Raw genomic sequence first — 24574 nt, forward strand, 5'->3', positions numbered from 1 at the left:
CTTCTGAGTAGACGAAGTGCAGATAAGAGCCAGATTTCGGATGCGGTGGGCCGACGTCCTTCCGTCGTGCCTTCGCGCGTCCGGGTATGAATAAGGGGTCATGCGATGAATCTGAAGTCAGACGGAACCGCCGACGGCGATCTGGGGCTGATTCCGCTCTCGAGTGCGCAGTACGGCATGTGGCTCGCGGACCATGTGCCCGGTGGACCGGCTGTCAACATCGCACACTGCGTCGAGATCGAGGGCCCGGTGGACCACGACGCGTTCACACGGGCGGTGAACGACGGCGGGCACGAAACCGAGTCCCTTGTGGTGCGCGTGGTCGAATCCGACGGCCGGCCCTATCAATTCGTCGACCGCAGCATCCTCTACGACGAGCCGGTGCTGGATTTCAGCGACGCGGACGATCCGGTGGCGGCGGCGATGGAATGGATGCGCCGCGACTACAACACCAAGGCGGTCGACCTCAGCCGTGACCGGCTCACCGAGACGAGGCTCATCCGGGTCGGCGAGGACCACTACTTCTGGTACGGCCGCGCGCACCATCTGGTGATCGATGGGTACGGCGCGTTCAACAGCCTGAACCGGATGGCCGAGCACTACAACGCCCTGCTGGAGGGCAGGCCCCCGACGCGACTGGACGCGGCGAGCCTGCACGACATCGTCGAAGCGGAGCGCGCGTATCGCGCCAGCTCGCGGTACGAGGCGGACAGAACATACTGGCTGAACAAGGTTTCCGACCTGCCGAAGCCGGTCAGCCTGTCCGGCCGCACGGCCCGTTCCGGCAAGGTCGACCGCGTGGCCGGTTTGCAGCTGCCCGCATACCTGTCCGACCGGCTCGACCGCTTCGCCGACGAGGTGAACGCCTCCGCCGCGCAGGTGGTGATCGCGGCGTTCGCCGCCTTCCTGGCCCGGATGACCGGCACCGAGGAGGTCGCGCTGTCGCTGCCGGTGACCGCGCGCGTGACCAAGCGCCTGCGCAACGCCGCCGCGATGCTGGCGAACATGGTGCCGATCCGCTTCACCGTGCACCACTCGACCACCGTGGAGGAACTGGTCCGCGCCTCGGTGTCCGAACTCGTTTCGGCCATGCGCCACCAGCTGTACCGGTTCGAGGATCTGCGCCGCGACTCGGCCGCGATCGACCCGTCCGCGAACTCGTTCGGCCCGATCGTGAACATCCTGTTCTTCGACTCGGAGATCCGCCTCGGCTCGGCCGTCGGCCGCTACCGCGCACTGACCTCCGGCGCACTCGACGACCTGCAGCTGAACCTGTACCGCTCGGGCGCGGACGCGCCGCTGCTCATCGAGTTGCACGGCAATCCGAATCTCTACGGGCAGGACGAACTCGGCTCCCACGCCGACCGATTCCTCGACTTCCTGCACCGGATGATGGATGCGCCCCTGGACACCCGGATCGGTGAGATCCAGCTCGTCGGACCCGCCGAGGAACTGCGCATCGTCGAGGAACTCGCGGGCCACGACGGCGAGACTTCCTCCGTCACACTGGTGGACCTGCTGACGCGACAGGCGGGGGCCACCCCGTCCGCGGTGGCCGTCACCTCGGACGCCACCGCACTCACCTACCGTGAACTCGACGAACGCTCCAACCGGTTCGCCCGCAGGCTCATCGCGCTCGGTGCAGGGCCGGAATCGCTGGTGGCCATCGCGATGCCCCGCGACGCCGATCTGATCGTCGCGGTGCTCGGCGTGCTGAAATCGGGCGCCGGATATCTTCCGCTGGACACGGCCCACCCGGCCGACCGGCTCGAATACGTACTGGGCGACGCGAACCCGATCGCGGTGGTCACCAAGCGCGGCATGCGCGAGCAGATCCCGGGCGATCCCGGCCGCGTCGTGCTGTTCGACGACGTCCTCGCCGCCGAGCAAGCCGCCGACCCGATCACCGATGCCGATCGGACCGGCTTGCTGCGTGCCGACCACCTCGCCTACGTCATCTACACCTCCGGATCGACCGGACGGCCGAAGGGCGTCTCGATCACCCATCGTGCCGTGTCCACCTATCTGGTGAACTCGTGTGCCGAGATCGGCATCCGATCCGACGACGTCTGGACGCTGTTCCACTCCTTCGCCTTCGACTACTCGGTGTGGGAGATCTTCGGTGCGCTGGTCACCGGCGGCCGGATCGTCGTGGTGGACAGCCTCACCGCCCGGTCGCCGGACGACGTGGTGCGCCTGGCGGCCCGCGAGCGGGTCACGGTCTTCAGTCAGACGCCGTCGGCGTTCTACCAGTTCGCGGCCGCGCGGCAACGGTACGCGCACGCCGGGGAGCCCGAAGGCGAGCTGTCGCTGCGGCTGGTCATCCTGTCGGGCGAAGCGCTCGACCCGGCCGGGCTGGCCGCGTGGTACGAACACCACCCGAATCTGCCGGTGCTGGCCAACAGTTACGGCATCACCGAGACCACCGTCTTCGTCACCTACACCGACCTCACACCGGAGGTCGCCGTTCCGGGCGCACCCAGCACGGTCGGTCCCGCGTTGCCGGGCTTGCGCACCTACGTCCTGGACGAGCGGTTGCGTCCATGCCCGCTCGGCGCCTGGGGCGAGATCTACGTCGCGGGAACGCAACTCGCTCGTGGCTACCTCCATCGACCGGCGCTGAGCGCGGGGCGCTTCGTCGCGAACCCGTTCGGCAAGCCGGGGGAGCGCCTCTACCGCAGCGGGGACGTGGCGCGCTGGAATCACCAGGGCGAGCTGGAATATCGCGGTCGCGCCGACCAACAGGTGCAGTTGCGCGGGTTCCGGATCGAGCTGGACGAGATCCGTAACGCGCTGCTGACCCATGACAGTGTCGCGGCGACGGTCGTCGTCGTGCATCTGCCCGGTACGGAGGCGGCCCGGCTCGTCGGATACGTCGTCCCCGCGGTCGGGGCCGCCTGCGAGGCCGACGCCCTGCGCACCCACGTCGGCAGGATGCTGCCCGAATACATGGTGCCGTCGAGCATCGTGGTGATCGACGCGGTGCCGCTGACCGTGAACGGCAAAGTGGACTACCGGGCACTGCCCGCGCCGGCCTTCGATTCGGCCGCGGCGTACGTCGCGCCGCGCACGGTCGCCGAGGAGTCGATCGCCGACGTCTTCGCGGAGGTTCTCGGCATCGACCGGGTGGGCGTGCTGGACAGCTTCTTCGAACTCGGCGGCAACTCGATCACCGCGACGAGCGCGGCCGTGCGTGTCGCAGAAGTGACCCGATGCGACGTGTCGGTTCGCGACCTTTTCGTCAAGCAGACCGTCGCCGAACTCGCCGCGCATCTCGAGGACGCGCACCGCTCCGGCAGGCCCGTGCTGCGGGCCGCGCCCAGACCCGATCCCATTCCGCTTGCGCCGGCGCAGAACAGGATGTGGCTGGTCAACCAGACCGACCCGACCTCGGCGGCCTACAACATTCCGCTCATCGTGCAGCTGACCGGACGGCTCAACGCGGCGGCGCTGCGCGCCGCGCTGACCGACGTGATCGACCGGCACGAATCGCTGCGCACCGTGTACCCGGCCGTGAACGGCGAAGGAACGCAGGTCGTGCTGTCGGCCGAAGAGGTCGTCGCCGGTCTGGACCTGACGCCGCGGCCGACCGACCCGGACGAGATCGAGCAGCGGATTCGCGAGCTGGCGTCGGTCGGAACCGATCTGCGCGAACGCGCCCCGATCCAAGTGGCCCTGCTCGCGACGGCCGACCGCAAGCGGCATGTCCTGGCCGTCGTCCTGCACCACATCTGCTGCGACGGATCCTCGCTGCGGCCCCTCGCGGCCGATGTCGCCGTCGCCTATGAGGCGAGGGCGGAGGGCAAGACGCCGGACTGGGAGCCTTTGGTAATCCAGTACGCCGACTACAGCATCTGGCATCGCAGCCTGCTCGGCGACCCGGAGGATCCGGATTCGCGAGCCGCCCACCAGTTGCGGTACTGGTCGCAGCGATTGGCGGGGATGCCGCCGGTCCTGGAGTTGCCCGCCGACCGGCCGCGTCCGGCCCGCCAGTCCCTGCGTGGCGACGTTGCGGACACCGTGATCCCCGCCGAGACCTTCGCCGGGATCGAACGGCTGGCGCGCGCGGCCAACGTCACGACGTTCATGGTTGTGCACGCCGCCCTGGCCGTACTGCTCGCCCGGATGTCGGGTTCGGCGGACGTCACCGTCGGCACGCCGGTCGCCGGTCGCGGTGAACGCGCGCTCGAGCCGCTCATCGGCATGTTCGTCAACACCGTGCCGTTGCGTACCGAGGTGTCCTTCGAGGAGTCGTTCACCGCGTTCCTGGCGCGCGTCAAGGACATCGACGTCGACGCCTTCGCCAACAGCGACCTGCCTTACGAGCATGTCGTGGACGAACTGCATCCGAAGCGGTCGATGGCGTACGCACCGCTGTGCCAGGTGTATCTCGCTTTCGAGAACATGGATCGGGCGAGCCTGGAGCTGTCCGGACTCACCGTCGAACTGCTCGATCCGGGCGCCGAACCGGCGAAGGTGGACATCATCGTCACGGTCGCGGAGAACACCGCGGCGGGCGGCGACGTCGCGTTGCGCGTCAACTACGCGACGGACCTGTTCGACCGGGAGACCGTCGAAGAACTCGCCGAGCGATTGAACCGTCTGCTCGAGGCGTTCGTGTCGAATCCCCGCGCGCGCATCGGCGACGTGGATCTGCTGTCGGGGGTCGAACGGCTGGAATTGGTCCCGGCTTCCGGCGGTCGCGCCGAGTCGCCCCGCGTGCTGGCCGACGTCCTGCTGGTCGGCGATCGCGGCGCACCGGCCGTGGTGTCGGGGGATCGGGTGCTCTCCTACGGAGAGCTGGACGAGTGGTCGAATCGTCTTGCGCGGGTGTTGATCGACTGGGGTGTGGGGCCGGGTGATCAGGTCGCCCTGGCCATGGGGCGGTCGGTGGAGTTCGTGGTCGGCGTGTGGGCGGTGGCGCGCGCGGGTGCCGCGTTCGTGCCGGTCGACCCGCGCTACCCGAGCGAACGGGTCGCGCACATCGTCGCGGACTCGGATGTGGAGGTCGCGCTCACCGTCGAGGCGTCGCGCACCCTGCTTCCCGGTCACGTGCGGCAGCTGGTGCTCGACCATCCCGGCACCGAGGCGTTCCTCGCGGCGCAGTCCCCGGCCGCGGTGACCGACGCGGATCGCGTGCGCGCCTGCCGCGTGGCCGACGCGGCCTACGTGGTGTACACCTCGGGCTCGACCGGCAAGCCGAAAGGCGTCGCGGTCACCAACGAGGGCTTGGCGAATTTCGCGATCGAGCAGCGCGAACGCTATCGCGTCGATCGAAGGTCACGGGTATTGCAGGTGGCGGCGCCGGGCTTCGACGCGGTGATGCTGGAGCTGCTGATGGCGCACGCGAACGGCGCCGTGCTGGTCGTGTCGCCGCCGGAGGTGTTCGCCGGTGCGCAGCTGGCGGAGTTGATTCGCGCACAAGAGGTGTCGCACGCCTTCGTGACCCCCAGCGTGCTGGCGACGATGTCGCCCGCCGGCCTGGACTCGCTGCAGGTGCTGGTGGCGGGCGGGGAAGCGGTGCCGGCCGAGACCGTGTCGGTATGGGCTCCGGGACGGCGCCTGCACAACGGCTACGGTCCCACCGAGACCACGATCATGGTCGCGATCAGCGATCCGCTGTGCGTGGGTGACCCGGTCACCATCGGCGGCCCGATCCGCGGCGTCGACGCGGTGGTCCTGGACGAGCGGCTGCGGCCGGTCCCCGTCGGGGTGACCGGACAGCTGTACGTATCGGGTGTGCAACTGTCGCGCGGATACCTCAACCGGCCCGCGTCCACAGCCGCCACTTTTGTCGCCAACCCATACGGCCCAGCGGGCACCCGCATGTACGGAACCGGTGACCTGGCGCGCTGGACCGCCGAGCACACCTTGGAGTACGTGGGGCGCACCGACTTCCAGGTGAAGATCCGCGGCCAGCGCATCGAACTCGGCGAGATCGAAGCCGTCCTCGCCGGACATCCCGACGTCGCGACCGCGGTCGTGGTGGGCGTGCCCGCCGAGACCGGATCGCGCCTGGCGGCGTACGTGGTGCCCGCCGACGGCGCCGTCGACATCGCGGAGCTGACGAAGTACGCGGCACAACGCCTGCCCTCGCACATGGTCCCGGACACGGTCATGGTGCTCGACACCCTCCCGCTGTCGTCGGTGGGCAAGGTCGACCGCGCCGCGCTGCCGGAACCCGAGTTCGCTCCCGCGGCGGAGTTCGTCGCGCCGCGCAACGCGACCGAGCAGGTCGTCGCCGACATCTGCGCGGGCGTGCTGGGCATCGAACGCGTCGGCGTCCTCGACAGCTTCTTCGATCTCGGCGGCAACTCGCTGTCGGCCACTCGCGCGGCGGCGCAGCTCAGCGGCGCGTTCGGTGTCGAGGTGCCGTTGCGCGCGATCTTCGAGACGCCGACCATCGGGGCGCTGGCCGAGCGCCTGCGCAGCGCCGACGCGGCGACCCGGGAGCCGCTGGTGCCGCAGGAGCGGCCGGAGCGGATCCCGCTCTCACCCGCACAGGCCCGCATGTGGTTCCTCAATCAGTTCGACACCGGCTCGCCGGTGTACAACATCCCGCTGGTCGTGCGGATGTCGGGAGACCTCGACGTGGCCGCGATGCACGCCACGATCGCGGATGTGCTCGAACGCCACGAGGCGCTGCGGACCGTCTACCCGGACAGCGACACCGGACCGCATCAGGTGGTCGTGCCGGTGGAAACGGCGCTCACCCCACTGGTACCGATACCGGTCGCGGCGAGCGAGCTCGAGGCGCGCGTCGCCGCGGAGGTGACGGTGGGCTTCGATGTCACCGCCGAGGTGCCGTTCCGGGTCGCGTTGCTGCGCAGCGCTGCCGACGAGCACGCCTTGGTGCTCGTGGTCCACCACATCAGTTTCGACGGGTCCTCGCTGGCGCCGCTGGCCGCCGACCTCATGACCGCCTACCAAGCCCGGGTCCGGCACGAAGCGCCCCAGTGGGCGCCCTTGCCGGTGCAGTACGCGGATTACGCGCTGTGGCAACGCAAGTTGCTCGGCGCCGAGGACGACCCGCACAGCCCGACCGTCGCCCAGACCCGCTACTGGCTCGCGGCCCTCGCCGGTCTGCCCGAGGTACTGGATCTGCCCACCGACCGCCCGCGGCCCGCGAAGCAGTCGTTCCGCGGCGCGACGGTCTCGGCGACCCTTCCCGCGGATCTGCATCGTGCGGTGGTCGCGCTGGCCCGCCGCCACGACGCGACGGTCTTCATGGTGATGCACGCGGCGTACGCGGCGCTGCTGGCGCGGCTGTCGGGCACCGGGGACATCGCCGTGGGCACACCGATCGCCGGTCGTGGCGAGCCGGGATTGGACGGCTTGGTCGGCATGTTCGTCAACACGCTGGTGTTGCGGACCCACCTCGAGCCCGGCGCGTCCTTCGTCCGGATCCTGGACCAGGTCCGGGCCACCGACCTGGCCGCCTTCGAGAACGCCGACATCCCGTTCGAGCGACTCGTCGAGGTGCTGAACCCGCCGCGCTCGACGGCACACGCACCGTTGACTCAGGTGGGCTTCTCGTTCCAGAACATCGAGATCCCCACGGTGCGGTTCGACGGCCTGACGGTCTCGGCGCAGATGGCCGATCCCAGTGTGGCGAAATACGACCTGCACCTGAATCTGGTCGACGCCTTGGAACCGGATGGCGAACCCGGCGACATGGCGGTCGAATTCGGTTACGCGACAGATCTGTTCGACGAGGCGACGGTCACATCGATGTTCGACCGCTACCTGCTGTTGCTGCGCGCGATCGTCGCCGACCCCACCCGCGCAGTCGGTGACATCGACTTGCTGACCGAGCAGGAGACGCGTCAGCTCGCGGTGCGGTCGGCAGGGACGAGGACGCGGGCGCAGGCGGCGACGATCGCGGAGTTGTTCGCCGCGCAGGTGGCGGCCACGCCGGAGCATACGGCGGTGTTCGACGCGGCGAGCGGCGCCCAGCTCGATTACCGAGCGTTCGGGGCGCGGGTGAATTCGCTGGCCCGCGCGCTCATCCGGCGCGGCATCGGCCCGGAAACCGTTGTGGCGGTGGCGATGCGGCGTTCGATGGATCTGCTGGCCACGCTGTACGCCATCCATGCCGCGGGTGCGGCCTACCTGCCGCTGGACCCGGATCACCCGGCCGACCGGGTGCGCGCTGTCCTGGCCGCGGCCCGGCCCGGTGCGGTCCTCACCCGCCCGGACGACCACGCCGGCCTGCCCGGCGACGTGCCGGTCTGGACGCTCGCGGAACTGGCCGCCGAACACGAGGACACCTCCGCGGTCACCGATGCCGACCGGACTCGGCCGCTGCGCCCGGACGATCTGGCCTACGTCATCTACACCTCCGGCTCGACGGGCGTGCCCAAGGGCGTGGCGGTCCCGCACGCCGCGGTGGTGAACCAGCTCCGCTGGCTGCACGAGCACTACCGGCTCGGCGGCGAGGACGTCATGCTGCTGCGGACACCGGTGACGTTCGACCTGTCGGTCTGGGAGCTGTTCGCGGCGTCGACCTGTGGCGCGGCGTTGGTCGTCGCGGGGCCCGACGCGCACACCGACCCGCGCGAGGTCGCTCGGCTGCTGACCGAGTACCGGGTGACGACGGTGGATTTCGTGCCGTCTCTGCTGTCCGCGTTTCTCGAGGTGGCCACCCCACACCGATGCCCGGACCTGCGGCGCGTGTTGTGCATCGGCGAGGCGCTGCCCGCCGAAACCGTCCGCCGTTTCCGGGATTTCAGCGATGCGCGCATCGACAACCTGTACGGCCCGACGGAGGCCGCCGTCAGCGTCACCGCCCACCGGATCGATACGGTCGAGGGCGTGGCCGTGCCGATCGGCGTGCCCGAGGCGAACGTGACCGTGCACGTCCTGGATTCGCGGCTGCATGCCGTGCCCGCCGGCGTGACCGGTGAGCTGTACCTGGGCGGCGTGCAGCTGGCGCGCGGATACCACGCCCGCCCGAGCCTGACCGCCGCGACGTTCGTCGCCGATCCCTTCGGGGCCGCGGCAGGCGCCCGCCTCTACCGCACCGGCGACCTCGTTCGCTGGGACGAGGGCGGCCGCCTGCGCTATGTCGGCCGCGCCGACACCCAGGTGAAGGTGCGCGGCCTGCGGATCGAGCTCGGCGACATCGAAGCAGCGCTGACGGCACACGAGCAGGTCGACGCGGCCGTCGCGCAGGTGCGCGTGGACGGCGGCGAGCAGCGGCTGGTCGCCTACGTGGTCGCGGACGCGGCGATCGACGTCCGCCAGGTCCGGCGCTTTCTGCTGGACCGGCTGCCCGCCTACATGGTGCCGTCGTCGGTGACCCGGATCGACTCGGTGCCGCTCAACGCGAACGGCAAGGTGGACTACCGGGCACTGCCCGAGCCGGACCACAGCGCCCAGGAGCCGGAGTTCCGCGCGCCGCGGGGTCTCGTCGAACAGGCGGTCGCCGCGGTCTTCGCGGAGCTGTTCGACCGGCCGGAGATCGGCGCGGACGACAATTTCTTCGAGCTGGGCGGCAACTCCCTCGTCGCCACGCGCGTACTGAGCCGGATCGGTGACGTGGTCGACGTGACCATCCCCGTGCGTGCGATCTTCGAGGCGCCGACCGTGGCCGGCCTGGCCGAGCGGATCGCCCAGCTGCGCGCGATTCCGAGCCTGCCCGCGCCGACCCGGGTGCCGCGCCCGGACCGCATCCCGCTGTCCCACGCGCAGACCAGGATGTGGTTCCTCAACCAGTTCGATCCCGCCGCGCCGGGATACGTGGTGCCGCTGGCGATTCGGCTCGACGGCACGCTGGATTCGGCGGCACTGACCGCCGCTGTGGGCGATGTCGTCGAGCGGCACGAGAGCCTGCGCACCATGTATCCGGCGATCGACGGCACCCCCACCCAGGTCGTGTTGCCTGCCGAGGACGTGCTGGCCACGTGCGACCTGTCCCCGCAAGCGATCGGCGAGCGGGAACTGCCGCATCGGCTGGCCGAGTTCTGCGGCACCGGATTCGACGTGGCGAAGGGGGTGCCCCTGCGCGTCGCGCTGTATCAGTTGTCGGACGCGGCATGGACGCTCGCGCTGGCCGCCCACCACATCAGTTGCGACGGCTTCTCGGTGGCTCCGCTGGCCGCCGACCTGGTGGCGGCATACCGGGCGCGCACCGGCGGTGCCGCGCCGGACTGGGCTCCGCTGCCCGTGCAATTCGCCGACTACGCCCTGTGGCAGCGCGCGGTGCTCGGCTCGGCGGACGACCCGGACTCGTCTGTCGCCCGCGACATCGCCTACTGGCGGACGCAACTCGCGGGCGTGCCCGATCTGCTCGAGTTGCCGACCGACCGGCCGAGGCCGATCGAGCAGTCCCAGCGCGGCGCGGTGATCGAGGTCGCCATCCCCGGCGAGCTGCAAGGCCGGGTGGAAGCGCTGGCGCGGCGAGCGGGAGCCACCACGTTCATGGTGGTGCACACGGCCTTGGCGGTGCTGCTGTCGCGGCTGTCCGGCAGCGACGACGTCACCGTCGGTGTGCCGCACGCGGGCCGGGGGGACCGGTCGCTGGACAACCTCGTCGGCATGTTCGTCAACACCTTGGTGATGCGCTCGCGGATCACGCTCGACCAGACCTTCCTGAGTCTGCTCGAGCAGGTGCGGCGCACCGACATCGAGGCGTTCGACCACGCGACCGTGCCGTTCGAGCAATTGGTGGACGCGCTGAATCCGGTGCGATCGACCGCGCACACGCCGTTGTTCCAGGTGCTGCTGGCCTACCAGAACATGGCGCGGGCTCGCGTGGAGCTTCCCGGGCTCACCGTGGAGAACGTGGACCCTGGCGACAGCGCCGCGATCTACGACCTGCTGCTGATGATGACCGAAGGCCACGGCACACACAACGAGCCGACCGGCATGACCTTGCGCCTGACCTACGCCACGGACCTCTTCGACGAGGACACCGTGCGGCGCTTCGCAGGCCGCTTCGTCCGTGTCCTCGACGCCGCGGCCCGCGATGCCGAGGCCACCATCGGAGAGATCGGGTTGCTCGATGAGGCGGAGCGCTCCCAGGTGCTGGAGCGGTGGAACGACACCGGTGGCTCCGCCGCGCCGGGCCGGACCCTCGTCGATGTCTTCGACGAACAGGTCGCGCGCACCCCGGACAGTGCGGCGCTGCTGCTGCCGGACGGCGGCACGCTGACCTACCGGGACTTCGACGCTCGCGTCAATCGTCTGGCCCGCTGGCTCATCGCACGCGGCGCCGGGCCGGAAACGGTTGTCGCGGTGGCCATCCGCCGGTCGGCCGAGCTGGTCACCGCTCTGTACGCGGTGGTGAAGGCAGGCGCGGCGTTCCTGCCGATCGACCCGGATCATCCGAGCGCCCGGATCGCGCAGGTGCTCGGCGCGGCCCGTCCTTCGGTGGTGCTCACCACCACGGTGGACGGCGAGAATCTGCCGGGCGGATTCGAATGCGCGTCCATCGACCGGCTGGACGTGACAGGTCTGTCCGACGCCAGGATCACGGACGCCCAGCGGCGCACACCGCTGCGTCCGAACCACCTCGCGTACGTGCTGTTCACCTCCGGGTCCACCGGCGTCCCCAAGGGCGTGGCCCTGACCCATGCCGCCACCGTGAGCCAGCTGGCGTGGGCGCAACAGCGGTGGCCCCACGACACGTCCGACGCGGTGCTGCACAAGACGCCGATCACCTTCGACATCGCGGTCTGGGAGTTGTTCTGGCCGTTGCAGACCGGCGCGCACATCGTGGTCGCCGAGCCGGGCGGGCATCGCGACCCCGCGTACCTGGCAGATGTCATCGCGCGGCACCGGATCACCACGGTGCACTTCGTCCCCTCGATGCTCGATGTGCTGCTCGAGTCCGCGGGCGCCGCGGAACAGCCCTCGATCCGGCGGGTGTTCGTCGCGGGTGAGGCGCTGGCCCAACGCACCGTGGATGCCGCGGCGCAGGTCTTCGTGCACGCGGAACTGGTGAACTGGTACGGGCCCGCGGAGGCGGAAGTGGTCACCGCCGCGCGGTGCTCGCCGCACGCCGCGACCGGCGCGACGGTGCCGATCGGAACGCCCGCGGCAGGCATGAAGGTCTACGTGCTGGATGCGCGCCTGCGGCCGGTGCCGGTCGGAGTCGTCGGTGAGCTGTACGTCGCCGGCGTCCAATTGGCGCGCGGCTATCACTCGCGTCCCGACCTCACCTGCCGCGCCTTCGTCGCGAACCCGTTCGGGGCGGCAGGGGAGCGGCTGTACCGGACCGGTGACCTGGTGCGGTGGCGGAAGACAGGGGAGCTGGAGTACCTGGGCCGCAGCGACTTCCAGGTGAAGGTGCGCGGTCAGCGAGTGGAGCCCGGTGACATCGAAGCCGCGCTGCGCGCTGTCGCGCAGGTGGCGCGGGCGGTGGCCGTCGTGACGACCGAACGCATCGTCGGCTACGTGACCCTCGTGCCGGGGGCGGTGACCGACGGCCGCGCCATTCGCGAACAGCTGACCCGCACGCTGCCGCCCTACCTGGTTCCGGACGCGGTGCAGGTGCTCGACGCGATGCCGCTCACCGCGAACGGCAAGCTCGACCGGGCGGCGCTGCCGCGGCCGGTGTTCGACGACGGCGAAACGTTCGTCTCGCCGCGCACCGACACCGAGGCGGTGCTGGCGCGTCTGGTCGCCGAACTCACCGGCGCGGAGCGGGTGAGCGTGACGGCGAACCTGTTCGAGATCGGCGTCAACTCGCTGTCGGCTGCCCAGCTCGCCGCGCGGGCGCAGGCCGCCGTCGGTGTGGACGCCGGCATCCGTGACGTTTTCGACGCTCCGACGATCGCCGCGCTCGCCGAACGGATGTCGACCCGCACCCGGTCCACGGCGGTGGCGCTCACGCCACGGCCACGTCGCGGGGCCGTCCCGCTGGCGGCGGCGCAACGGCGGATCTGGTTCCTCAACCAGTTCGACACCGCCTCGTCGGCCTACAACATCTGCTTCGCGGCCCGCTTGTCCGGCCCGCTGGACAACGCCGCACTGCGGGCCGCGTTCCTGGACGTGGTGACCAGGCACGAGCCCTTGCGGACGGTCTATCCGCTGGTCGACGGCGAACCCTGCCAGGTCGTGCGGGACGTCGCGACGCTCGCCGCGGACCTGACGTGGGAACCGGAGCCGGTGGCCGACTCCGAACTGGCCGAACGGATCCGGAACGCCGTCGAGACGGGCTTCGACATCGCCGAGTCGGTGCCGGTGCGTGCGCGGTTGTATCGCACCGCGGCCGAGGCGCACGTGCTGGTGGTGGTGGTCCATCACATCGCGGCCGACGGCGCATCGATGGCTCCCCTCGCCGGTGATGTGTTCGCCGCCTATCGCGCGAGGGTGAGCGGCCATGCGCCGCAATGGGAACCGTTGCGGGTGCAGTACGCCGACTACGCGATGTGGCAGCGGGAGATGCTCGGCTCCGAGGACGACCCGACGTCGCTGATCGCGCGTCAGATCGACTACTGGACCGACGCCCTCGACGGCGCGCCGGAGCTGCTCGCGCTGCCGACCGACCGGCCGCGGCCCGCCACCATCTCGATGGACGGCGGCAACGTCCGGTTCGAGCTGCCGGCCCGGCTGCACGACGCCATCGTGCGGCTGGCCCACCGTGAGGGCGTCACCGTGTTCGTCGTCCTGCACGCGGCGCTGGCGATCCTGCTGGCGCGTACCGCGCACAGCGACGACATCTCGGTCGGCACCCCGGTCGCCGGGCGCGGCAGGCCGGAACTCGACGATCTGGTCGGCATGTTCGTGAACACGGTGGTGCTGCGCACGCGCATCGACGACGACCGCTCGTTCCGGGAACTTCTGGCCGAGGTGCGCGCCGTCGACCTGGAGGCGCTCGCCCACGCCGACCTGCCCTACGAACGGCTGGTCGACGTCATCGGACGTCCGCGTTCCACGGCGTATTCGCCGCTGTTCCAGGTGATGTTCGGGTTGCAGAACACCCGGCAGGCCCGGTTCGAGCTGCCCGGAATCGGTGTCGAAGTCCTCGATCCCGGTATCGCGCAGGCCAAGGCGGACCTCACTGTGCTGGTGACCGAACGCCGCGAGGGCGACGAGCCCGCCGGGATCGACGGCGAGATCATCTACGCCACCGATCTTTTCGTCGCGTCGACCGCGCATTCGCTGGCCGAGAGGTTCATTCGCGTCCTCGAAGCGGTCACCGCCGATCCGGTCCGGCCGATCGGTCATATCGGCCTGTTGAGCGCCGCGGACACCGAAAGCTTGGTGCCCGCGCGGGGCAGCGACAGCGCGCAGCCCTGCTTGCTTCCGGATCTGCTGGCCGCGGCCGTGGCCGCGGATCCGGCGAGGGTGGCCCTCATCGGGGACATCGACACCCTCACCTACGCCGAACTCGACCACCGGGCCAACCGGCTCGCCCGTCACCTGCTCACCAGGGGCGCCGGGCCGGGCGTGTTCGTCGCGCTGGCCGTGCCGCGGTCGGTCGACTATCACGTCGCCATGTGGGCCATCGCGAAGACCGGCGCCACGTTCGTTCCGGTGGACCTGCGCTATCCCGTCGAGCGAATCGCGCACATGGTGAGCGATTCGGGTGTGGAGATCGGGATCACGCTCTCGGCCGCGCGCACATCGCTGCCGGACGGGGTGCGCTGGCTGACGCTCGACGAGCCGCGGACCGCGAAGCAGATCGCGGCCCGGTCCGGCCGGGCGGTGACCGACGCCGATCGCGGACGCGTCTTGCGGGTCCAGGATGCCGCGTACCTGATCTACACATCCGGGTCGACGGGAACCCCGAAGGGCGTCATGGTCACGCATGCCGGGCTGGCGAGCTTCGCCGCCGAGCAGCGTGATCGGTATCGGGTCGACGCCGCGTGCCGCGTACTGCAGGTGGCGGCGCCCGCGTTCGACGCGGTGCTGCTGGAGGCGTTGATGGCGCACGCGGCCTGCGCGGCGTTGGTCGTGTCCCCGCCGGAGGTGTTCGGCGGCCCGGATCTGGCCGAGCTGATCCGGAAGCATCAGGTCACGCACGCGTTCTTGACGCCGAGCGTGCTGGCCACCATGTCCCCTACGGGTCTCGAGTCGGTGCGGATGCTGGCGGTGGGCGGGGAGATGGTGCCCGCGGAGTTGATCGCGGCGTGGGCGCCGGGACGGCGGCTGCACAACATCTACGGTCCCACCGAGACCACGATCGTGATCACCATGAGCGACCCGGTCCTGCCGGGCGATCCGATCGCCATCGGCGGCCCGATTCGCGGTGCGCAGGCCCTGGTCCTGGACGGGCGGTTGCGGCCGGTGCCGGTCGGCGTCGCGGGGGAGCTGTACCTCGCCGGCGCGCAGCTGGCGCGCGGATACCTCAACCGGCGCGCGGTCACGGCCGGTGCGTTCGTGGCGAATCCGTACGGCGAGCCCGGTGCACGGATGTACCGCACCGGCGACATCGTCCGGTGGACCACGCAGCGCACCCTGGAATATGTCGGCCGCAGCGACTTCCAGGTCAAGATCCGTGGCCAGCGCATCGAACTCGGTGAGATCGACGCCGCGCTCATCTCGCATCCGAAGGTGGCCGCGGCGGTGACGGTCAGCCGCACCGGGCCCGGCGGGCAGCCGCTTCTGGCCGCGTACATCGTGACCGAAACCGGAACCCACGTCGAGACGGCCGGCGTGCTCGATCACGTCGCGTCGGTCCTGCCCGCGCACATGGTGCCGTCGGCGCTCACCGTGCTCGACCGGATGCCGATCACCTCGACCGGCAAAGTGGACCGCAAAGCGCTGCCGGAACCGGTCTTCGAACCCGCCGGAGACGGCGTCGTCGCGGCGTCGACCGAGCTGGAGGAAACCATCGCGGCCGCGTTCGCGGACGTTCTCGGGATCGGGTCGGTAGGCGTCACCACCTCGTTCTTCACCCTCGGCGGCGATTCCATCCTGTCGATCCAGCTGGCTTCCCGGTTGAAGTCCGCGGGTGTCATCGTGACGGCGCGCGACATCTTCGAGCAGAAGACCGTCCGCGGCCTCGCACGAGTCGCCGCGGCCGCCGAACGGGTCGCGCTGGCGGAGTTGCCGGGCGGCGGCGTCGGCGAAATCCCGTTCACGCCGGTCGTCTCCTGGTTCACCGAGCGTCTCGGCGCCGCCCCGCGATTCGCCCAGTCGATGCTGGTGCGCCTGCCGGGCGACGCGCGCGTCGAGCACGTGACCGCCACGGTGCGGGCCGTGCTCGAACAGCACGACATGCTGCGCGCGCGGCTGCGCGAACAGTGGCTGGAGGTGCCCCCGGCCGGCGAGGCCGACGCCGTGGGGGCGGTGTTCACCCGCATGTTCGGGGCCGACGAGATCCCGGGCAGCGCCGGTTTCACCGCAGTGGTGGAAGCGGCGCTGGCCGAGGCATCCGACCGCCTCGATCCGGCCGAGGGCCGAATGGTGCAGGTCGCGTGCCTGCTGCCCGCACCGGGTGTGGACGCCGAAGCGCGTGCCCTCGTCGTCGTGCACCACCTGGCCGTCGACGGCGTGTCGTGGCGAATCCTGGTGCCCGACTTCGCCACCGCCTGGCAGCAGGTCACGCAGGGACGGACGGTGGAGCTGCCCGCGCAGGGCACGTCCATGCGCCGGTGGGCGCAGGCGCTCACCGAGGCGGCGGCGGCCCGCGCGGACGAGTTCGAGCTGTGGCACCGGATGGGCGCGGCGCCCGATCCGCTGCTCGGCAGCGCGGTGCTCGACCCTGCCCGCGACACCCAGTCGACCGTGCGGAATCTGACGGTGTCGCTGCCGGTGGAGGTCACGTCGTCGCTGCTCGACGCGGTGCCCAGGGCGGTGCACGGAAGCGTCGACGACGCGCTGCTGGCCGGTCTGGCCGTGGCCGCGGCACGCTGGCGCCGGCGGCGCGGTATCGCGCACTCGGGCTTGAAGGTCCTGCTGGAGGGGCATGGGCGGGCGGAGCAGATCGCCGAGGGCGCGGATGTCTCGCGCACGGTGGGCTGGTTCACCAACACCTATCCGGTGGCGCTCGACATCGGCGACGTCGACCCGGACGATCCGCGCGCCGCGGTGAAGTCCGTGAAAGACCAGCTGCGCGCCGTCCCGGACAAGGGAATCGGCTACGGCCTGCTGCGCTACCTGCACGCGGGCACGTCCGACCGGCTCGCGGCGTTGCCGGAGCCGCAGATCAGCTTCAACAACCTGGGCCGGGTCGGCGTCGATCTGACGACGCTGTCGGAGCTGGCCTGGATTCCGACCGACGAGCCGTTCGACCGGCGGGCCGCCTTCGATCCGGACATGCCCGCCGCGGCGGCCCTCACCATCGACGTGAACGTCGTGGACACCGCGGCAGGACCATGTCTGTCCGCGCACGTCGGTTACGCCTCCCGGTTGCTCGAGCACGACGACGTGGCCGAACTCGTCGACGAATGGGTCGACGCGGTGACCGGCATCGCCGCGGCGGCCCGTGCGGACGAGGACTGGGGCTTCTCACCGGCCGATGTTCCGCTCGTCGAGGTCACGCAGGCAGACCTGGACGCGTTCGCCGGACGTTACGGATCCCTCGGCGATATCTGGTCGTTGGCGCCGCTGCAGGCGGGACTGCTGTTCCACGCCGAGCTCGCCGCGGGTGACCTCGACGTCTACACCGCGCAGTCGACACTCGCCCTTGCCGGTGTGATCGATGAGCGGAGGCTCGAACGGTCGGCGAAGGCCCTGATCGAGCGGTATCCCAACCTGCGAGCGGCCTTCGTCCGGACGGCCGACGGCATTCCGGCGCAGGTGATCCCGGCCGACGCGGTCGTGCGCTGGCGGCGGATCGATCTGCCCGAGGACACGACACCGGAGGAGCTGATCGCGGCCGAGCGGGCGGTTCCCTTCGACCCCGCCGATCCGCCGCTGCTGCGGTTCCTGCTCATCGCCGTGGGACCGCAGGACTTCCGGCTGGTGCTGACGGCGCACCACCTACTGCTGGACGGCTGGTCGTTGCCGTTGCTGTGGCGCGAGCTGATCGGTCTGTACGCGGTGGGCGCTCGCACGGAGCTGTTGCCCGCCGCGGCGTCCTACCGCACCTACCTGGAATGGCTGGACCGGCGCGAGCTGTCCGCCGGAATCGACGTGTGGCGCGAGGCCCTGCGCGATTTCACCGAACCCACGGTGGTCGCCGACGCGCGGACGCACACGACGGTCGGCATCCCGGTCGACCTGGCGGTCGTGCTGGATCGGGCCGTCACCGCCGAGCTGGTCGAGTTCGCTCGTACCCGGGCGGTCACGATGGCGACCATCGTGCAATTCGCCTGGGCGGTGGTTCTCGGGAACCTGCTCGGCGTCGAGCGCGTGGTGTTCGGCGGCACGGTCTCGGGACGCCCCGCCGAGCTGCCGGGCGTGGAGTCGATGATCGGCTTGTTCATCAACACGATTCCGGTCGGCGTGCACGTCCCGCGGTCCTGGACCATCGAGGACGCGCTGCGGCGGTTGCAGGCGGACAACACCCGGCTGCTCGACCATCACGACGTCGAACTGTCCCGGATCCTGTCGGCCGCAGGCGTCGCCCAGCTGTTCGACACCCTGGTCGTCTTCGAGTCGTATCCGGTCGACAGCAGTGGTTTGGGCGAGGCGGACATCGACGGCATGCGGGTGGTCGCGGCGGACGGCAGCGACGCCGCGCACTACCCGATCACGGTGCAGGCCCACCAGACCGACCAGCTGCACGTCATGATCCGCTACCAGCGAGCCCGAGTGGACGACCTGACGGCCGCGGGTCTGGCCGCCCGTCTGGAAACCGTGCTGCGCGCCATCACGGTAGATCCGCGGGCGCGGCTGGGCGCGGTCGAGATGTTGTCCGCGATCGAGCGCCGCGATCTGGTGCCCGCCACGGGCGGACGGGCCGAATCGCCGCGTCTGCTGGCGGAGTTGCTCGCCACCGGCGTCACGCTGAATTCCGATGGGACAGCGGTGGTTTCGGATGAGCAGGTGGTGTCTTACGCCGAGCTGGACGCCTGGTCGAATCGGGTCGCGCGCGAGCTGATCGACTGGGGTGTCGGCCCGGGCGATCAGGTGGCGCTGGCGATGGCACGGTCGGTGGAATTCGTGATCGGCATCTGGGCGGTGGCCAAGACCGGGGCGGCCTTCCTGCCCGTGGATCCGCGGAACCCGGCAGAACGCGTCGGGCACATGGTCGCCGACTCCCAGGTGCGGGTCGCGGTCACCGTCGCGGCGTCGCGAGAGCTGGTCCCGGCCACCGTCCGGCGGCTGGTGCTCGACCATCCGGAAACCCGCGAGGCGATCGCGGCGCGGTCGTCGGATGCGGTGACCGACAGTGATCGACTGCGTACGCCGCATGTGCGGGACACGGCCTACGTCCTGTACACCTCGGGGTCGACCGGTACGCCGAAGGGTGTAGCGATCACCCACGAGGGACTGGCGAATTTCGCTGCGGTGCAACGTGACCGATTCGGCGCGGACAGCCGGTCGCGTGTGCTGTACGCGTCCGCTCCCGGTTTCGACGTGGTCGTGCTCGAAACGCTGTTGGCTCACGCCAACGGAGCGGTGCTCGTGGTGCCGCCGCCGGAGGTGTTCGGCGGACCCGAGCTGGCCGAATTCATTCGGGCACGGCAGGTGTCGCACTCGTTCCTGACGCCGAGCGTGCTGTCGACGATGTCGCCGGAGGGGCTGGATTCCCTGCGGGTGCTGATGGCCGGTGGCGAGGCGGTGACGCCGGAGATCGTCGCGCTGTGGTCGCCGGGCCGGCGCCTGCTGAACGGATACGGTCCGACCGAGACGACGATTCTGGCCGGAATCAGCGGTTCGCTGCATCCCGATGCGGTGGTGACGATCGGTGGTCCGATCAGTGGCGTCGAGGCCGTCGTGCTGGACGCGTGGCTGCGGCCGGTCCCGGTCGGGGTCGTCGGCGAGTTGTATCTCGCGGGCGTGCAATTGGCACGCGGATACGTGAACCGGCCGGGCACGACGTCCGGCGCGTTCGTCGCGAATCCGTTCGGCGCGGCGGGATCGCGTATGTACCGCACCGGCGACCTGGCCCGCTGGACACCGGAACACACCTTGGAATATCTGGGGCGCAGCGACTTCCAAGTCAAGATCCGCGGTCAGCGCATCGAGCTCGGTGAGATCGAAGCCGTTCTCACCGGACAACCCGGTGTGGAGCACGCGGCCGTGGTGCTGCGCAAGGACGAGCGCGGCATCGGCCGGCTCGTCGGCTATCTGGTCGGCGCCGCGGACTTGGAACCCGAGGCGGTCCGGGCCGCCGCGCGGCTGCGCCTGCCCGCGCACATGGTGCCCGACGTGTGCACAGTGCTCGCCGAATTCCCGCTCACCAGGACCGGGAAGCTCGACCGCCTGGCGCTGCCCGAGCCGGAATTCTCGGTGGCCAGGGCTTGGGTCGCGCCGCGCACGCAGACCGAACGGCAGGTCGCGGAAGTGTTCGGCAGCGTCCTGGACATCGAACGCGTCGGTGCCACCGACAGCTTCTTCGACCTCGGCGGCAATTCGCTGTCGGCGACCCGGGTGACGGCCCAGTTGGGCACGGCGCTCGGCGTGAACGTCGGTGTCCGTGATCTGTTCGAAGCGCCTTCGGTCGCCGAGCTCGCCGCTCGTCTGGCCGCCTCCGAGCGGACCGATCGGGTGCCGCTGGTGCCGCGCACCCGCCCCGCGCTGGTGCCGCTGTCGCCGGCTCAGCAGCGGATGTGGTTCCTCAATCAGCTCGACACCTCCGTCGGCGCGTACAACATCCCGCTGGTGATCCGGCTGAAGGGCGAACTCGACATCGACGCGTTGCGGCGCGCGTGCGAGCTGGTCCTCGCTCGGCACGAATCGCTGCGGACCCAATTCCCGATGACCGGCGCGACGCCGCATCAGGTGACGGTCCCCGTCGAACAGGTGGTCCCCGCCGGGCTGACCGCGGTCGAGGTCGAGGCGGAGCGGCTGATGGAGCGGGTGCTCGCCACGGTCTCGGCGAGCTTCGACGTGACGCAGGCGCCCCCGCTGCGCGTCGAGTTGTTCCGGCTCGACGATCACGAGCACGTTCTGGTCATCGCCGTGCACCACATCTGCGCCGACGGGCAGTCCATGCTGCCGCTCGCGCGGGATGTGGCGGTGGCCTACCAGGCGAGCAAGGAAGGGACGGAACCGCTCTGGCCCGCTCTCGCGATCCAGTACGCGGACTACACGCTGTGGCAGCGCGACGTGCTCGGGGACGCGCACGATCCCGGCTCGGTCATGTCCCAGCAGTTGCGTTTCTGGAAGGACACCCTCGGCGGGCTGCCCGAACTGCTCGAATTGCCCACGGACCTGCCACGCCCGCCGGTGGCGTCCATGCGCGGCCGGACGGTGGATTTCGAGATCTCGGCTGCGTTGCAGGAACGAATCGGCGCGGTCGCCCGTGCGGCGAACGCGACGGTCTTCATGGTCGTGCACGCCGCGCTGACCGTTCTGCTGTCGCGGTCGGCCGGTGTGGGCGACGTCGCGGTGGGCACTCCGGTGGCCGGCCGGGGGGAGCGCGAACTCGACGACCTGATCGGCATGTTCGTCAACACGCTCGTCCTGCGCACGCGGGTGTCGTCGCGGCAGTCGTTCACCGACTTGCTCGCGGCGATTCGTGAAACGGACCTGGCCGCGTTCGCGCATGCCGATGTGCCCTTCGAACAGGTGGTCGAGGCGCTGAATCCACCGCGGTCCACCGCGCACCTGCCGCTGTACCAGGTGACGCTCGATGTCCAGAATCTGAGCAAGGCCGCGTTGGAGCTGCCCGGGCTCCTCGTCGAGCCCGTCGAGAACGGATTCGAACCGGCGCAGGCCGACCTGAATCTGAACCTGGTCGAGCGATCCGGTGACCAGGGGCGGCCGGACGGCATCCGCGGACGGCTGACCTACGCTACCGACCTGTTCGCCGAGGAGACGATGACCAGGTTCGCACAGGCCTACGTGCGGATCTTGGAGGAGGTGACCGCGAACCCCGCGGTCGCGGTCGGCGACATCGACCTGGCGGGTCCGGCGCAGCGTCGCGCACTGCTCGACGCGGCCGGTGACGCCGGTGTCACGGTGCCGGACACGACCCTCGCGGAGCTGTTCCGCGCGCAGGCCGCCGCCCGGCCGGACGCGGTCGCGGTGACCGACGGTGCGTCGCAGTTGACCTACGCGGAGTTGGATCGGCGCGCCACCGCGGTCGCGGCTCGGCTGGCAGAGCAAGGAGTAGGTCCGGAATCGCTGGTGGCCGTGGCATTGCCGCGTACGGCCGACCTCGTCGTCGGCCTGCTCGGCGTCGTGCGCGCGGGAGCGGGATACCTGCCGCTGGACGTGGCGTACCCGCCGGAGCGCTTGCGGTTCGTGCTCGACGACGCACAGCCGGCCGCGGTGCTGACTTCGGCAGGCATGTCCGCGGCGGTGCCGGAGTGCGCCGCGCCGGTCGTGCTCGTCGAGAAGTGCTCGGACGACCGGTCCGGCGTTCCCGCTCCCGCGGTGCGCGCGCGGCCGGGCAACGTCGCCTACGTGATCTACACCTCGGGGTCGACCGGTCGCCCGAAGGGGGTGACGGTCAGCCATCGGGAGGCGGTCACCTTGTTCACCAACGCGGCCGAGCGATTCGATCTCGGACCCGGCGACGTGTGGACGATGTTCCATTCCTACGCCTTCGATTTCGCGGTGTGGGAGATCTGGGGCGCGTTGCTGACCGGCGGCAAGGTCGTCGTCGTCGACTACGACACGTCCAGGTCGCCGGAGGCGTTCGTGGACGTCGTGGCCCGGGAGCGCGTGACCGTGCTGAGCCAGACGCCTTCGGCGTTCTACGGCTTCGCCGACGCGGAGCGCCGCTATCGCGAAGCGGATTGCCCCGCAGGCGATCTCGCTCTGCGATACGTCGTCTTCGGTGGCGAGGCGCTGGACGCGTCCCGGTTGAACGACTGGTTCGCGGCGCACGAGCCGGGTTCACCACGGCTGGTCAACATGTACGGCATCACCGAGACCACCGTGCATGTGACGTTCTCCGAGGTCACGAGCGCGCGCACAGCCGGGATCGGATCGCCGCTTCCAGGGTTGCGGGTCTACGTCCTCGACGACCGGTTGCGTCCGGCTCCGATCGGCGTGGCCGGGGAGATCTACGTGGCCGGCCGCCAGCTCTCGCGTGGCTATCTGGCAGCACCGGCGCTGACCGCGGGCCGGTTCGTGGCCGACCCCTTCGGTGGCGACGGTGCCCGGCTCTATCGGTCCGGTGACGTGGGCCGGTGGCGGAAGTCCGCGAGCGGGCTGGAGCTGGAGTACGTGGGCCGGGCCGACGCGCAGGTGCAGTTGCGCGGCTTCCGGATCGAGCTCGGCGAGGTGGAGTCGGCGCTGCTGCGGCACCCGCAGGTCACCCAGGCCGCGGTCACGGTGCACCGGCACGATCGCGGCGTGGACCAGTTGATCGGGTACGTCGTCGGCGCCGACGGTGCGCGGATCGACCCGGTCGAGGTCCGCCGGACCGCCGCCGAAGTGCTGACCGGCTACATGGTTCCCGCGGTGATCATGGTGCTGCCCGCACTGCCTTTGACGGTCAACGGCAAGCTCGATCGAAAAGCGCTGCCCGTTCCCGAGTTCGAGGAGTCGGTGACCGCGTTCGTGGCGCCGCGCACACCCACCGAGAAGGTGATCACCGACGTCTACGCGCACGTCCTGGGAGTTCAGCGCGTCGGGACCACGGACGGATTCTTCGATCTGGGTGGCAACTCGCTGCTGGCCGCGATGGTGGTGACCCAGTTGCGCACCCGCGGAGTGACGATCCAGTTGCCGTGGATGTTCGACGACGCCACGCCGAAAGCCTTGGCGGCCAGGGCCGACGGCGCGGCAGGCGGCTCGGGGCTGCAAGTGTTGCTTCCACTGCGTGCGCACGGCCGCAAGCCTGCGGTGTTCGCGGTGCATCCCGCGGGCGGGCTGGCCTGGTTCTACGGCGGAATGGTGGAACATCTGGACAAGGACCGGCCGGTCTACGGCTTGCAGGATCCGCATGTCGTGGCGGGCGAACCGATTGCGACGTCCGTCGACGAACTCGCGCAGCGCTATGTGGCCGAAATTCGTCGCGTGCAACCGAGCGGGCCGTATCACTTGCTGGGCTGGTCGCTGGGCGGTGCGATCGCACATGCTGTCGCCGTGCGGCTGCAGCGCGATGGGGAACAGGTCGGGATGCTCGCCATGATGGACAGCGCCGTCGGCGACTCGGAGGCGCTGGCCGCGTCGATGAGCACCACCGCGGACGAGCCCGCACCGGCCGAGCTGATGGCCGATCTGCTCGGTGGCTGGCGTGAGCTGTTCGCACTCGGCGCCGAGGTGACGGCGGACACCCACGAGCAGGCGTGGGCGGTGATCCGGGACCAGGTGAGCGCCAGCGGGATGTTCACCGCCGAACAGGTCGACCGGGTGATGGAGAGCTTCCAGACCGCAGGCCGTATCGCCCAGCAGTATCGGCCGGGTGTCTTCGACGGTGACCTGGTCTTCTTCACCGCAGGAAAAGACCGCGCCGACCACGCCGCCGTCGTGCGGACGTGGCGGCCGTTCATCACCGGCGACCTGCACAACACGGTCGTCGACGCAGGACATCTCGAATTGACCCACTCGCACGCACTGGCCGTCATCGGCCCGATTCTCGAAAGGTTTTCGAACGAATGCTGAAAACTCG

Annotated in this window: 1 protein-coding gene; it reads left to right on the forward strand. The window is 70.3% G+C overall.

What is annotated here, in order from left to right; genetic code table 11:
- The first annotated feature begins 105 nt into the window (after positions 1-105).
- Positions 106-24567: a non-ribosomal peptide synthetase gene (locus LTT66_RS28490; protein WP_233061661.1), complete on the forward strand. Its 24462-nt coding sequence runs from the start codon at positions 106-108 to the stop codon at positions 24565-24567.
- The last annotated feature ends 7 nt before the right edge of the window (positions 24568-24574 follow it).

The organism is Nocardia gipuzkoensis (genome assembly GCF_021183645.1).
In the GTDB taxonomy this organism is placed as follows: domain Bacteria; phylum Actinomycetota; class Actinomycetes; order Mycobacteriales; family Mycobacteriaceae; genus Nocardia; species Nocardia abscessus.